14 protein-coding genes are annotated in these 13,279 nt (G+C 70.3%); 6 read left to right on the forward strand and 8 right to left on the reverse strand.

Annotated elements, in window-relative coordinates; all coding sequences use genetic code 11:
• Nucleotides 1-7: 7 nt before the first annotated feature.
• The 3 genes from DN771_RS10980 to DN771_RS10990 all read right to left on the reverse strand — a co-directional run bounded on the left by DN771_RS10980 (nt 8) and on the right by DN771_RS10990 (nt 2,040).
• The gene (locus DN771_RS10980; protein WP_116997411.1) at nt 8-532 is read right to left on the reverse strand and encodes a DUF3291 domain-containing protein; all 525 of its coding nucleotides are present in this window, start codon (nt 530-532) and stop codon (nt 8-10) included.
• A gap of 61 nt (nt 533-593) precedes the next feature.
• Nucleotides 594-1,703, reverse strand: a complete 1,110-nt coding sequence (locus DN771_RS10985) for a serine hydrolase domain-containing protein (RefSeq protein ID WP_116997412.1) — start codon at nt 1,701-1,703, stop codon at nt 594-596.
• Nucleotides 1,704-1,758: 55 nt separating this feature from the next.
• Nucleotides 1,759-2,040, reverse strand: coding sequence for a DUF1905 domain-containing protein (locus tag DN771_RS10990; protein ID WP_116997413.1), 282 nt, complete (start codon nt 2,038-2,040; stop codon nt 1,759-1,761).
• 359 nt (nt 2,041-2,399) lie between these two features.
• Between DN771_RS10990 and DN771_RS10995 the strand changes: the two genes are divergently transcribed.
• The gene (locus DN771_RS10995) at nt 2,400-3,344 is read left to right on the forward strand and encodes a TIGR01777 family oxidoreductase (RefSeq protein ID WP_116997414.1); all 945 of its coding nucleotides are present in this window, start codon (nt 2,400-2,402) and stop codon (nt 3,342-3,344) included.
• Nucleotides 3,345-3,414: 70 nt separating this feature from the next.
• On the opposite strand, the gene DN771_RS11000 is transcribed toward DN771_RS10995, so the two are convergent.
• Both DN771_RS11000 and DN771_RS11005 read right to left on the reverse strand, forming a co-directional pair.
• Complete coding sequence (locus tag DN771_RS11000) at nt 3,415-4,203, reverse strand: citryl-CoA lyase (RefSeq protein WP_116997415.1); 789 nt, start codon at nt 4,201-4,203, stop codon at nt 3,415-3,417.
• Nucleotides 4,204-4,379: 176 nt separating this feature from the next.
• Entirely contained in the window at nt 4,380-5,567 is a 1,188-nt protein-coding gene (locus tag DN771_RS11005) for a CaiB/BaiF CoA transferase family protein (protein ID WP_116997416.1), read from the reverse strand.
• A gap of 33 nt (nt 5,568-5,600) precedes the next feature.
• Here DN771_RS11005 and DN771_RS11010 point away from each other — a divergent pair, with 33 nt between their 5' ends.
• Nucleotides 5,601-6,455, forward strand: coding sequence for an IclR family transcriptional regulator domain-containing protein (locus tag DN771_RS11010; protein ID WP_116997488.1), 855 nt, complete (start codon nt 5,601-5,603; stop codon nt 6,453-6,455).
• A gap of 42 nt (nt 6,456-6,497) precedes the next feature.
• On the opposite strand, the gene DN771_RS11015 is transcribed toward DN771_RS11010, so the two are convergent.
• Nucleotides 6,498-7,031 (reverse strand): VOC family protein, encoded by a 534-nt coding sequence (locus tag DN771_RS11015; RefSeq protein WP_116997417.1) that lies wholly within the window; start codon nt 7,029-7,031, stop codon nt 6,498-6,500.
• A gap of 116 nt (nt 7,032-7,147) precedes the next feature.
• On the opposite strand from DN771_RS11015, the gene DN771_RS11020 reads away from it, so the two are divergent.
• Entirely contained in the window at nt 7,148-7,897 is a 750-nt protein-coding gene (locus DN771_RS11020) for an alpha/beta fold hydrolase (protein WP_162941805.1), read from the forward strand.
• Nucleotides 7,894-9,045, forward strand: a complete 1,152-nt coding sequence (locus DN771_RS11025; protein WP_116997489.1) for a cobalamin-independent methionine synthase II family protein — start codon at nt 7,894-7,896, stop codon at nt 9,043-9,045. The genes DN771_RS11020 and DN771_RS11025 overlap by 4 nt, the downstream gene beginning before the upstream one ends.
• A gap of 76 nt (nt 9,046-9,121) precedes the next feature.
• On the opposite strand, the gene DN771_RS11030 is transcribed toward DN771_RS11025, so the two are convergent.
• On the reverse strand, nt 9,122-10,099 hold the full coding sequence (locus DN771_RS11030; RefSeq protein WP_162941806.1) for an ABC transporter substrate-binding protein: 978 nt from the start codon (nt 10,097-10,099) through the stop codon (nt 9,122-9,124).
• A gap of 329 nt (nt 10,100-10,428) precedes the next feature.
• Between DN771_RS11030 and DN771_RS11035 the strand changes: the two genes are divergently transcribed.
• Nucleotides 10,429-10,761 (forward strand): hypothetical protein, encoded by a 333-nt coding sequence (locus DN771_RS11035; RefSeq protein ID WP_116997420.1) that lies wholly within the window; start codon nt 10,429-10,431, stop codon nt 10,759-10,761.
• A 23-nt stretch (nt 10,762-10,784) separates the two neighbouring features.
• On the opposite strand, the gene DN771_RS11040 is transcribed toward DN771_RS11035, so the two are convergent.
• Nucleotides 10,785-11,825 (reverse strand): LacI family DNA-binding transcriptional regulator, encoded by a 1,041-nt coding sequence (locus tag DN771_RS11040; protein ID WP_420810923.1) that lies wholly within the window; start codon nt 11,823-11,825, stop codon nt 10,785-10,787.
• Nucleotides 11,826-11,929: 104 nt separating this feature from the next.
• On the opposite strand from DN771_RS11040, the gene DN771_RS11045 reads away from it, so the two are divergent.
• Complete coding sequence (locus tag DN771_RS11045) at nt 11,930-13,153, forward strand: amino acid ABC transporter substrate-binding protein (protein WP_116997422.1); 1,224 nt, start codon at nt 11,930-11,932, stop codon at nt 13,151-13,153.
• Nucleotides 13,154-13,279 lie beyond the last annotated feature (126 nt).

A 13,279-nucleotide genomic window follows, 5' to 3' on the forward strand; every position in this document is an offset into this window, starting at 1 on the left:
ACGAAGCTCACCCGAGTACCGAGGGCCCCGATTCGGGACGTTCGGTACTCGGATGAGCGACCGTCGACGCTGGTGAGGACGGCTGTGGGAACCGGTGACGGAACGTGAAGGCCTCGGCGGTCGGGCCGTTGCGCTCGAGGAGGTCGAGGCGCTGCTGGGCCTCGTCGAGCGTCGGCAGGTGACCGGCGGGCACCCACCACAGCGCCATGAACGTCGAGCCGAACCGCTGGAACCACTCGCGCCGGCGGCGGAGGAAGGGCGTGTGGTCGGAGCGATAGACGAACTCCGACAGTGCCTCGACCGACTCCCACACCGACATGTTGGGAATCAGCAGCTCGTCCTCCGGGTCGACCTCGATCCCGGTGGCGTTGCCAGCGTCGTCCTGCAAGCGCCAGACGAAGCCGGGGCTCGACTCGGCGAGGGCGTTGATCGTGTCGAGCGCCGCCTTGAACTCGGCGATGTCGGGATGGTCGATCGGCGCTCGCAGCCGGCCGATGTTCACCTGGGCGAGATGCCACGTCGATGGGGTCACCGCTGCAGCATGCCAGCCGCCGACTCAGCTGGGCGTGCGACGTTCCGCCTCGAACAGCAGGTCACCAGTCGGCGGTGATCAGGTCACTCAGCGCGACGGCGTCGAGATCGGAGTTGTTCGTCAGCACCACGACGGCGTCTCCCGTGGTCGGTTCGATCCCGGCGAAGCTGCGGTACCCGAGCGCCTCACCGCGGTGCCCGTAGTACACGGTCCCCGACGGGAACGTGAGGATCTCGATGCCGAGGCCATAGCCGCCGTCCTGGCCGGGGTCGGTCATCTCGGCGAACGACGCCTCACTGAGCACTCCGCCGCCGACGAGGGCGCTGAGGAAGGCGTGGATGTCCGCCGGCGACGAGACCACCGCCCCCGCCGCCCACATCCCCGACGCCACCGAGGCATACGACGTGTTGGGCTCGCCGAGATAGGGGTCGTACGCCCACGGTTCGGCGAGATCGGCCTGGGGCGGGCCTCCAGCGATCTCGAACTGCGTCGACGCCAGGCCGAGGGGCCCGGTGATGCGAGCCTGCAACGCGGCGTTCAAGTCGGTGCCGTCGACCGCTTCGATCAGTTGCCCGAGCAGGATGAAGTTGGTGTTGGTGTACACCCACTCGGTGTCGGGTTCACCGGCTGGGGTGTCGGTCGTGTACTCCAGCAGCTCGTCGGGGGTGAAGACACGATCGGGATCGCTCGTCTGGTCGACGAGGAACGCCTCGTCCTCCATGTAGCCGACGAGCCCGCTGCGGTGGCGCAGCAGCAACCGCACGGGCACGTCACCACCGACGACCGCCTCGGGCACGTAGGTCGACAGCGCGGCGTCGAGATCGACCGCACCCTCGTCCACCAGCTGCAGCACCATCGCCGCGACGAACATCTTCGAGATGCTCGCCACGCGGAATCGCGTCTCGGGCGCGATCGCGGTGCCGTCGGACGACGCGGCGCCGGCCGTCACCGCCGTCTCGACTCCGTCGCGCACGACCAGTACCGACGCCCCGCCCGGCGCCGCGCCGACGAACTCCGTGACGACCGCCGTCAGATCGCTCGCTGCCGCCGGGGATGCCGTCGCGCTGCCCGCCGCGACGGGAGAACACATGAGCCACGTCGCGGCCATGGCCATCCCGACGAGCCTGCGGATCGTGACGGGGGGCCGCGGCGGCACTCGCTCGGTGGTCATGGGCGGCGAACGTACGGAGTGCCCCACCGGCTGTCAGGTTCTTTTGTCCGACGGGTCAACGCTCGAGGCGTTCGGCGAGGTGCACGGTGACCTCGTCACCGGTGTCCTTGCCGATCCGCTTCCGCAGCGCGGCCTTCACGGGCAACATGTGCGTGCCGTCGCCGAGCGCCATGAACGACGACTCGAAGGGCTCGCCGTCGATCGTGCCGCGTACCTTCACCAGTCCGCGCGTGCCGAAGAAGTCCACCGAGTCCTCCATCTTCACGCACGTCCAGGCGCCGGGGCTGTCGGTGCTCTTCTGCAGCCGCGTGGTGAATGTCCGGTCGAGTGCAGCCATCGGGTCCTCCCCTGTGTGATCCACGGCGCGATCGTCGTGTGATCTGCGATGCGATCAAGACGGGACGAGGGGGACGGACTCATCGCACGTCGCAGCGCGACGGCAGCTGCGGGGCCCGGGCGACGCGGCGGCAGCCGCAGGGCCCGGGCGGCGCCGCCAGGTGTGGGCAACCGGCGACACCGGCCCGGGACCGCCCGCCGGGGGCTCCCGGAGGTCGTGGTGGTTCTGGCCACCTGACCGCTGGGATGCGGCTGGCACGTTAAATTATCACTAAACATGTCCACTCGCTCGTCGGGGAACGATGGCTGTGGCATGGTTCATCACGCGAGGCCGGGTCCCACCCGGCGAGAGGAGGTCCGATGACGACCGACAGGCCAACGAGCGCGACGGTCGCGGTGAGCGGGGCGAGCGGGCTCATCGGCACCGCCCTGACGACCGCGCTACGCACCGCCGGGTACAGCGTCCGCCGCCTGATACGTGGCGATGCCGGCCCCGGTGACATCGGCTGGAACCCGGCTGCCGGTGCCATCGACGCCGACGGACTCGACGGCATCGACGCGATCGTCAACCTCTCCGGAGCCGGCATCGGCGACCACCGCTGGACGGACGGCTACAAGCACACACTGGTCGCCAGCCGCGTCGAGAGCACCGACCTGCTGGCGCGCACGATCGCCCGGCTCGAACGGCCGCCGCGCGTGTTCCTGTCGGCCTCGGCCGTCGGGTTCTACGGGAATCGCGGCGACGAAGAGCTCGACGAGTCGGCCCCGCCCGGCGACGGCTTCCTCGCCGACCTCTGCCGGCGCTGGGAGGACGCCACCGCACCGGCGGCGGACGCGGGGGTGGCCACCACCTTGCTGCGCACCGGCGTCGTGCTGACCACCCGGGGCGGCGCCCTCGCCAAGCAGCTGCCCCTGTTCAAGCTGGGGCTCGGCGCCAAGTTCGGCTCCGGGCGCCAATACCTCGCGTGGATCAGCCTCGACGACCACATCGCCGCCTGCCTCCATCTCCTGGCCGCCGAGCTCCCGGGGCCGGTCAACCTCACTGCTCCGCTGCCGGTGCGCAACGCCGAGTTCACGTCGGCCCTCGCCGACGCCGTGCACCGCTGGCACCTCCCGATCGGTATCCCGATGGCGCTCCCGTCACTAGTGCTCGGAGCAGAACGGGCCACCCACCTCCTGGGCTACAGCCAGCGGGCGATCCCGGTCGCCCTGCAGCGCAGTGGCTTCGCGTTCTCCCACCCGGTCTTGCCGACCGCGCTCGCACACGTCCTCGGCGGTGACGCCGAAGCGAGCGCGGGCGGCTGAGCTCAGTCTCGCCGCACCCGATCGACGGCGCCGCCGCTGCGTGCCGCCGACACGCAGCGGCCCGTAGAGCTCAGGGCCGGTAGTCGGTGTTGCGGTCGACCGTCATGTAGACGTCGTTGCCGATCGGGTCGACCATCTCCTCGGCGAGGTGGCCGAGCAGCCCGGCGCAACGAGCCAGGAGGGCCACGCCGCGCAGCAGCTCGAGCGGGAGGCCGGCGTCGGCGAGCACGGCGCCACACGCACCGGCACCGTTGAGCGGGAGGGTCTTGCCGAGCACCTGCGGGTGTACACGGCCGATCGCCTCGAACAGCGACAAGTACGGGCCGAAGAGGTCGTTCTCCCTGGCGAGTTCGAAGAGCTTCGGCGTGCGGGGGTCGCCGTGCTTGTGCACCGGGTGGCCGAGTCCCGGGACGAACCGGCCGCCGTCGCGGGCCGCGATCACGGCGGAGAGGGCGACGGCGTCCCAGCCGGCCTCGTCGGTGGGCAGCGCGTCGAGGGGGTCGATCACGTCGTGGAGGAAGGCAGCGGCGTTCTCGGTCACGCCGAGGAACCGTGAGCCGCCGCCGAGCAGTCCGGCGGCGAGCGCCCCCTGGATCGAGTCGGGCGCGCTGAGCAGCGTGAGCCGCGAGGCGATCGCCGTCGGCGTGAACCCGTGGTCGGCGAGCGACACGAGCACGGCTTCGAACATCGTCCGCTGCTGCGGCGTGGGGCGGCGCTTGGTGACGAGCCAGTAGGCCAGTTCGCCGAACGTGATCTGGCCGATCAGCTCGGCTGCCAGATCGTGCCCGAACAGCTGGATCGTGTCGAGATCGGACGCGCCGATGCCCGTGCGGAACGTCGGCGTGGTGGGGGTGGTCATGCGGGTGCTCCTCGGAAGTGTGGGGGAGGTGACTGATGGGATGTGCCAGCCACATGCCGTCAGGCGCGGCGCGACGGCGTCGGCCGCTAGTGGTCTGTCGCCGGATTGATCAGGTGTCTCGCTTGCTGGATCTCGCCCAGCGGCGCGATCCACCTCACCAACTCGACGACAGACCACTAGACCCCGTCGGACAGCCAGGCGCGGATGTCGTCGCTGTGCTCGCCGAGCTCGGGGGGAGGCAGGCGGTAGCCGACGGTGGCCCCACTCAGGCTGATGGGATTGCGGATGAGATCGACGGCGCGGTCGCCGTCGCCGACGGTGACGCGCGGGTGGAGACCGAGACGTTCGGCGAGCTCGATGCCGTCGCGCACGGTGTTGATCGGGCCGCACGGCACGCCGACCCGGTTGAGGGCGACGAACAGATCGTCGGCCGACCACTCGGCGAGGCGCTCGACGAGGATCGGGTGCAGCTCGGCCCGGTTGGCCGTGCGATCGGCGTTGAGGCGGAAGCGATCGTCGTCGGCCACCTCGGCGATGCCGAGCACCTCGCACAAGGCACGGAACTGGCGATCGTTGGCCGCCGTGATCACGATGTCGCGATCCTTCGTCGGCATCGGCTGGTACGGGTACACGCTCGGGTGGGCGTTGCCCATGCGTGACGGCACGGCGCCGCCGGCGGTGTAGGCGGCGCTCTGGTTGACCAACCCCGACAGGGCCGACGACAGCAGGTTGACCTCGACGTGCTGGCCCTCGCCGGTGGCGTCGCGCTGACGCAACGCGGCGAGCACGCCGAGCGCGCCGTGCAACCCCGTCATCACGTCGAACACGGCGACGCCCGATCGATAGGCGGGTCCGTCGGGCTCACCCGTGAGGCTCATCATCCCGGACACCGCCTGCACGACGAGGTCGTAACCGGGCAGCCAGGCACCCTCGGCCGAACCGAAGCCGCTGATCGACAGGTACACGAGCGCCGGATTGAGCTCCCGGGCACTGGCGTAGTCGAGGCCGAACTTGTCGAGGCCGCCCGGCTTGAAGTTCTGGATCACCACGTCGGCGCGACGGAGCAGCTCGTAGGTGAGCTCGAGGTCGTCGGGATCCTTGAAGTCGAGCACCACCGATCGCTTGTTGCGGTTGATCGAGAGGTAGTACGTCGACGTGCCGTCACGCTCGGGCGGCATCCACGTGCGGGTCTCGTCACCGGCCGGGCTCTCGACCTTGATCACCGTCGCGCCGAGATCGGCGAGCAGCATCGAGCAGTACGGCCCGGCGAGCACGCGCGACAGGTCGGCGACGACGACGCCGTCGAGGGGGCCGCGCCCGGCGGGCGGGCCGGCCGTAGGGTGATCAGGAGTGTGGTTCGTCAAGAGGGACCAGCTTCTTCCGGTGATGGAGCAGTGATGGCGAGCGAACAGCGAGACGGGACGGGCCGGGCCAACGCGAGCGGCGGCAAGCGCAACGACAGCGGCGACTTCGTCGAGGCGTTCGCCCGCGGCCTCGATGTGATCACGGCGTTCGGCCCGATGGCGATGGAGCTGACGGTCAGCGAGGTGGCGGCCCGCACGGGCCTGGCCCGGCCGACCGCCCGGCGCCTGCTGCTCACACTGGAACACCTCGGGTACGCCCGCTCGGTCGGCGGCGCGTACTCGCTGACCACCAAGACGCTCGAGCTGGGCACGGCGTACATCGCCGCCCAGGGGCTGTGGGACATCGCCCGTCCGCACCTGGTGTCGTTGGTGAGCCGCACGCGCGAATCGAGCTCGATGTCGCAGCTCGACGGCAGCGACATCGTGTACACGGCGCGCGTGGCCGTGCCGAAGATCATCGCCTTCGCCGTGCAGATCGGCACCCGCTTCCCGGCCACGGCCACGGCGATGGGGCGCGTGCTGCTCGCCGACCTGACCGCGGACGAGCTCGACGCCGTGCTCGCCACGCCGTCGGCGTCGGGGATCATCCCACGAGTCGCCACCGACCGTGCCGAGCTCGACGCGTCGCTCGCCGAGATCCGCGAACGCGGCTGGGCGCTGTCCGACGAGGTGCTGTCACTGGGCATCCGCTCGGTGGCAGCGCCCGTTCGCGATGCGCACGGCCGCACTGCGGCGGCGATGAACGTGACGGTGCACGCCGCCGAGACGTCGATCGAGCACCTCGTCGGCGAGTACCTGCCGCTGTTGCTGGAGACGGCGGCCGACGTCTCGAAGGCGTGGAGCGACCTCGCGATGCTCCCGGTCGACCAGCCGCGCGACGCGACCTGACCGGTCCGGGGGCGCGGGAGCATCGGCGAACGAACCAGCCCGTCAGCGGTAGGTGTTGTTGCTCGTGTGATCGCCGGCGAGCCACCGGGCCAGCGTCTCGTGGGCGTCGGCGGCGCGATCCTTGGCGATCTGCTCGGCGCCGGGAGCATCGACGGTGAACTCGAGCAGCATGCCGTTGGGATCCTCGGTGTACAGCGAGCGGCAGTAGCCGTGCTCGAGCACGTATGTGCCCTCGGGCTTCCAGCCGGCGTCGGCGAGCCGGCGCTCCAGCTCGGCCTGGCCCTCGGCCGTGACCTTCATGGCGATGTGACGGAACGGCGACGGGGCGAGCGCCGGATCGAACAGCTCCTGATCGGCGGCATTGGCGAATTGGAAGAACGCCAGGGCGCTGCCGTCGGCGAGACCGAAGAACGTGTGGCAGTAGACGCGCTCGGCACCGAACAGCTCATCGGCCTCGGACCACGCGGCGATCAAGGGGAAGCCGAGGACGTCCTCGTAGAACGCACGCGTGGCCTCCTGGTCCTTGGTGACATAGGCGGTGTGGTGCAGCCGCTGGGCAATCGGTGTCGTCGTCATGTGGATCCCCCTCCTGATCACGATATCGTCCGTCTAGTGGACAACAGGCCGGTGTGCGGACAACCGTACCGGGCTTGCGCTCAACGTACCAATCGCCGCTGCAGGCGGACCGGGAGGTGACCTCGACGCCGGAGACGGCGTCCGGTGCCATCCTCCTGGTGCACGGCGCATGGGTCGGTGAGTGGTGTTGGGAGCCGCTGAAGCGGGCGCTCCACGACTCCCGACACCACGTCCACGGCGTCGGCACCGTCCCCACGGTGCACGCGGTGTCGCTGACCGGGCACGGGGCCCGGGCCGCCGAATCGGGCCCCCACATCACGCTCGACACGCACGCCGACGACGTGACGGCGGCGATCGAGCACCACGACCTCCACGACGTCACCCTCGTCGGCCACTCCTACGGCGGCAGGGTGATCACACGAGCGTGGCGGCGCGTCGCCGACCGGGTCGGTGCGCTCGTGTACGTCGACGCCCACGCACCGATCGGCCCCGGCACGCGAACGGACCGAGCTGCCGATTGCCAGGCCGAGGCGGAGATGGTCCCGTTTCGAGACTTCCACCCGACCGCCGACCTGCTCGGCGGCGAGGAGGCCGTCGACGCGTTCTACGCCGGGCTGATGCCGCAGTCGGCGCGGACGCTCCACGCCCCGTTCTTCGAAGCGCTACCCGACGACCTGCCGCGGACGTATGTTGCGGCAACCGCCGAGCCGGACCGGCGCTTCCGTCCGTACGCGGCCGCCGCGGCCGCCGACACTCGGTGGCACTACGTCGAGCTCGACGCCACACACTGGTTGATCCTCACCCACGCCGAGGCCGTGGCGAGGATCGTGCTGGAAGCCGGCGCGACAAGATGGCGATCGTCATGACCGAGCGCATCCTCACCACCCACACCGGCAGTCTGCCGCGGCCCGACGACCTGATCCGGATCATGTGGGCCGCCGGCGACGGCATCCCGGTCGACGGGGCGGCGCTCGACGAACGCATCACGTCCGCCGTCGCCGAGTTGGTGCAGCGCCAGGTCGACGCCGGCGTGGACGTCATCAACGACGGGGAGGCCTCCAAGCCGTCGTACGCCACCTACGTGAAGTACCGCCTCACCGGCTTCGAGGGCGAGTCGATCCGCGACTACACGTTCACCGATCTCGACGAGTACCCGCGCAGCGCCGAGATGGTCAACGAGAACCCCGGTCGCCGCAAGCGCTCGGCCCCGGCCTGCACCGGCCCGGTGACCGTGCGCGAGACCGAGTTCGTCGACGGCGCCGCCGAGCGGGACATGGTGACGTTGCGAGCCGCCGCCACGGCCGCCGGCCACCACGCCATCTTCACCAGCGCGGCATCGCCCGGCCTCGTCTCGCTGTTCTTCGCCAACCAGCACTACGCCTCGCGTGAGGAGTACGTGTTCGCCCTCGCCGAGGCGATGCGCCATGAATACGAGGCGATCGCCGCGGCGGGAGCGGTCGTACAACTCGACTGTCCCGACCTGGCGATGGGCCGTCACACCGCCTACGCCGACCTCGATCGGGACGCGTTCCGCGCGGCGATCGCCACCAACATCGAGGCGTTGAACCACGCCGTGCGGAACATCCCCGCCGAGCAGTTGCGCATGCACCTGTGCTGGGGCAACTATCCCGGGCCCCACCACCACGACGTGAGCATCGCCGACATCATCGACATCGTGTGGACCGCCAAGCCGTCCACCGTGCTGTTCGAGGGGGCCAACCCGCGTCACGCCCACGAGTGGGCGGTGCTCGCCGAGCTCGGCGTGCCCGACCACAAGACGATCTGCCCCGGCGTCATCGAGCCGCAGTCGAACTACATCGAGCACCCCGAGCTGGTGGCCCAGCGAATCGAACGGTGGGCCACGGTCGTGCCGCCGGAGCGGTTGATGGCCGGCGTCGACTGCGGCTTCTCGGTGCACGTCGGCATGCAGGGCATCGACCCCGACGTCGCCTGGGCCAAGCTCGCCTCGCTGGCCCAGGGCGCCGAGCTCGCCTCGCGCCGTCTCTTCGCCTGACGTGTGACGCTGCCCGGCCCTCCCCGCCGGCGGTAACAGATGGTGCCAGGCACCATCTGTTACCGCCGGGCGAGGGTCAGGCGACGTCGGTCGCCGAGCCGAGCCAGCCGGCGAGCTGCTGGAGGTAGGCGCCGGTCGACACGTAGTCCATCCCGGCGAAGATCCACGGATACACCTGGCCGGCCTGGGCGGCGGGCGTGACGGCGAACGTCGGGATCTCCCCCATCGCCTCGGCGTCGAGACCGCGCACCGAGTACAGGACGACGTCGAACGTGAGGGCGGGGAACGTCTCCCAGCTGTGGACCTCCCAGTAGTAGTCCTCGCCGCCCGGGTCGACGAACGACACGCCGAGCTCGCTGTAGAAGCGGGTGCCCGGATCGTCGGGGGCCTTGGCGGCCCACACCCCGCCGGTCTCGGCGTAGATGACGGCGACGTCGATGGCCGGATCGGTGGCGGCCCTGAGCGCCTCAGCGGCGACGTCGAACTCGGCGCGGGCGGCGTCGACCACCGCGGGATCGGCGCCGAGCTCCATCGACAGGTCGGTCGTGCGGGTGATCACGTCCGCGGCGCTACCGCCCATGAGGATCGTGGCGATCGGGGCGATGGCGTCCACCTCCTCCTGCTGGGCGACATCCGCGAACCCGTAGAGCAGACCGGTCGGATCCAGCGTGCCCTCGGCATCGGTGGGATAGGTGTGCGTGATGATGAGGTCGGGATCGAGCTCGGCGAGCGCCTCGAGGTTGATCTCGCCGTAGATCGATCCGAGCTCGGTGATGCCCGAGATGTCGAACTCGTCGAAGCGGATGTCGTCGGCGAACCCGCTGTAGCCGAACACGCCGACCGGGTCGACGCCATAGTTCATCAACGAGTAGGCGACGTCGGTGAGGGCCACCACCCGCTCCGGTGCGGCGTCCAGCTCGATGGTCCGGCCGAGGTCGTCGGTGTAGGTCCACCCGGCCTCCTCGGGGACCGAGGCGGCGGCGGGCAGGGACGCGGCCGCTGACGTGACGATGGCGGCAAGGGCAACGGAAGCGACGAGGGGTCGACGACGCATGGGTACTCCTGAGTAGTTGTTAAGTACCCTTACTACTCGAAGGAAACCAGCGTCATCAAGTCCGGCCCATGCGTCAGCGCCCGTTCCTGGCCCACTCGTTGGTGAGCGGCAGTTGCGCCCAGTAGGCGACCTTCTCGCCGGTGGTGCAACGAGGGCCTGGAACGTCGTACGGTATGGCCACTCCGAGCGGGCGGGGAGGTTGACCGGTGAACGGCGGGACTCGTGAATCTGTGCTGTGGTACGACGGCACACAGGCATCGGCAGGCGAGGTCGCGCCCTCGTCGCGACTCGATCCGCACCGACCATCGCTGGCGCCGATCCTCGCGCGGATGACCGGTGACGCCGCCGTGTGGGTCGACGCCGGATGGGACCACATCCTGCTCGAGGCCGATCGTCGCCTGGCCGCGATCGACCCCGACTACGAGGTCCATCAGGTGAAGGAGAAGTACGGCGGGCTGCGCTACTACTGCTCCCTCGACCGTCACCCCGAGGGCTACCGGGTCATCGCCGAGGCCGAGCTCGAAGCGGCGCGCAGCTGCGAACGCTGCGGCGAGCCGGGCGAGATCGACCGGCAGACGCCCTACATCCGCACCCTCTGCCCGGCCCATCGCGAGGAACACCACTTCGACCAGCAGGTCTGCCAGCGGCTCCGCACCCGCTGACCCCGGATCGGACGGTCGGTCGCTCACACCGCCTGGGAGCGGGGAGCGGCGGTGGAGTCGCGCACCATCAGCTGGTGCCCGGTGGTCCGGCGCCGGGGACGCGCCGCCGGAGCGCTGAGGGCCAGGGAGAGCGCCAGCTCACCCATCTCGCGCATCGGCAGGCGCACCGTGGTGAGCGACGGCGCGATGTCGGTGGCCACCTCGATGTCGTCGAACCCGGCGACCGACATGTCGCCGGGCACCGAGACCCCGCTCGCCCGCAGCACCGAGAGCGCACCGATCGCCATGTCGTCGTTGAGGGCGATCACCGCCGTCACGTCGGCACGGTCGTCCAGCAGCCGGAGGGCCGCGTCCTTGCCGCCCTGGCGGGTGAACGCGGCCTCGATGACGGGCCAGTCCTCGGGCGCGCCACCCGCCGCCTCCACGGCCTCGGCGATGCCGGCGAGGCGGTCGGCGATCGTGGTGAGCCCACGCGACCCGGCGAGGATCGCAACCCGCCTGTGACCGAGCTCGAGGAGGTGCTCGGCGATCGTCCTCCCGCCGGCGATGTTGTCCGGGAGGACGGCGTCGACGCCGAGATGGTGACGGCCGATCACCGCCACCCGCCCCCCGGCGCTGCGGAACGCCTCGAGCTGCCGCCGGACCGCCTGCTCGGCCCGCGGGTCGACGTAGCCCGACCCGGCGATGAGGATGCCGTCGACGCGGTTGGCGACCAGGGCCCGGATCTGGGCCAGTTCGTGGTCGGGATCGCGCCGCGTCTGGCGCACCTGCACCATCAACCCGTGCTGCTCCCCGACGTCCATCACGCCGGCGGCGATCTCGGTGAAGTACGGGTCGCCGATCTCGTGCACGACGAGCCCGATCGACGACGTCGAGCCCCCGGCCAGCGATCTCGCGTGGATGTTGGCGACGTAGCCGAGCTCGTCGGCGACGGCGCGGACGCGTGCGGCGAGCGCCGGGCTGACGCCGTTGCTCCCCGACAACGAGCGCGACGCCGTGGCCAGCGACACGCCGGCCGCCTCGGCGACGTCCTGCAGTCGCAACGCTCGTCTCACGGCCCCGATCATTGCACCCTTGACGCGGTGGACCCCACTGCGGCAAGAATGGGGGAAGCGCTTGCGAAAGCGCTTTCGGGCCGAACGTCACGATCTCACAGGGGGAACAGTTCATGGGCAAGCGAGTCATCATCGGGTCCGCCGTCGCGGCCCTCGTCGCCTTCGGGCAGGCGGCGGTCGCCGGCGGCAGCAGCGGTGACACCGAGAGCGGCGACGGCGATCCGATCGTGATCGGCGTGTCGCTGCCGCTCACCGGCGACTTCTCGGAACCGGGCAAGGGCGTGCAGCGTGGCTACGAGGCGTGGGTCGACTACGTCAACGCCAACGGCGGGCTGCTCGGCCGCCAGGTGGAGATGATCATCCTCGACGACCAGTCGAGCGCCGACCGCGTGGCCGCCGACTACGAGAAGCTGATCAACCAGGACGGCGTCGACCTCGTCTTCGGCCCGTTCTCCACCCGCCTCGTCGTGCCGGCCGCCCAGGTCGCCCTCGACTACGGGTTCCTGTTCGTCGAACCGGCCGGTGCCGCCGAGGAGGTGTTCACGCAGGGCTTCACCAACCTCTTCTATGCCGCCCCGGCCGTCGCCCAGGATCACTACGACCACCTCGCCGACTACATCGAGTCGCTGCCCGAGGACGAGCGTCCGCAGACGGCGGCGTACGCGGCGATGGACGACCCGTTCGCCCAGGGCACCGCCTACGGACTCCGCGACCGCCTCGAGGAGATGGGCATCGAGACCGTGGTCGACGAGGTCTACCCGCCCAACACCACCGACTTCAGCTCGATCGCCAACAAGCTCGCCGACGCCGACGCCGACATCCTCGTCGGCGGCTCGCAGTATCAGGACGCCGTCAACCTGATCATCGCCGTGCAGCAGTTGGACTATCAGCCTCGCATGGCCGCCTTCTCCACGGCGCCGACCAACCCCGAGTTCGTGGAGGCCATCGGTGGCAACGTCGAGGGCATCCTGTCGCCCACCGGCTACACCCCGGAGGCCACCTACGAGACCAACGCCGAGTTCGTCGAGTTCTACACCGAGGCCACCGGGAACCCGCCCGCGGAGGACGAGGCCAACGCCTGGACCACCGGCCAGGTGGTGGCGGCGGCCGTCGAGGCGGTGGGCTGCGCCGATCCCGACCCGGAGTGTCAGCAGCAACTCATCGACTGGCTCCGCGAGAACGAGGTGCAGACGGTGGTCGGCCCGCTCACGTGGGACGCCGAGGGTAGGCCCCAGGGGGCCCACCTCATCCAGCAGTACGTCGACGGCGAGATCCGCATCGTGCTCCCGGCCGAAGCCGCCGAGGCCGAGATCATCCCGGTCAAGCCGGAGTGGTGAGCGACGGAGCGCCGAGCCCCCGGTGACGTACGTCGTCTCACATCTGTCAGGGGCAGATCGCCGCCGCGCCCGGCCCGCGTCACAGATGGTGCCTGGCACCATCTGTGAGGCGGGCGTGTGGGTGCG

It is taken from the genome of Desertimonas flava, assembly GCF_003426815.1.
GTDB lineage: Bacteria > Actinomycetota > Acidimicrobiia > Acidimicrobiales > Ilumatobacteraceae > Desertimonas > Desertimonas flava.

What these genes read in the sequence shown, in the direction of transcription:
- DN771_RS10985 (WP_116997412.1), bottom strand. Translation starts at nt 1,703, where the DNA reads ATGACCACCGAGCGAGTGCCGCCGCGGCCCCCCGTCACGATCCGCAGG.
- DN771_RS11025 (WP_116997489.1), top strand. Translation starts at nt 7,894, where the DNA reads ATGACCGAGCGCATCCTCACCACCCACACCGGCAGTCTGCCGCGGCCC.
- DN771_RS11030 (WP_162941806.1), bottom strand. Translation starts at nt 10,099, where the DNA reads ATGCGTCGTCGACCCCTCGTCGCTTCCGTTGCCCTTGCCGCCATCGTC.
- DN771_RS11000 (WP_116997415.1), bottom strand. Translation starts at nt 4,203, where the DNA reads ATGACCACCCCCACCACGCCGACGTTCCGCACGGGCATCGGCGCGTCC.
- DN771_RS10990 (WP_116997413.1), bottom strand. Translation starts at nt 2,040, where the DNA reads ATGGCTGCACTCGACCGGACATTCACCACGCGGCTGCAGAAGAGCACC.
- DN771_RS11045 (WP_116997422.1), top strand. Translation starts at nt 11,930, where the DNA reads ATGGGCAAGCGAGTCATCATCGGGTCCGCCGTCGCGGCCCTCGTCGCC.
- DN771_RS11010 (WP_116997488.1), top strand. Translation starts at nt 5,601, where the DNA reads ATGGCGAGCGAACAGCGAGACGGGACGGGCCGGGCCAACGCGAGCGGC.
- DN771_RS10995 (WP_116997414.1), top strand. Translation starts at nt 2,400, where the DNA reads ATGACGACCGACAGGCCAACGAGCGCGACGGTCGCGGTGAGCGGGGCG.
- DN771_RS11035 (WP_116997420.1), top strand. Translation starts at nt 10,429, where the DNA reads ATGACCGGTGACGCCGCCGTGTGGGTCGACGCCGGATGGGACCACATC.
- DN771_RS11015 (WP_116997417.1), bottom strand. Translation starts at nt 7,031, where the DNA reads ATGACGACGACACCGATTGCCCAGCGGCTGCACCACACCGCCTATGTC.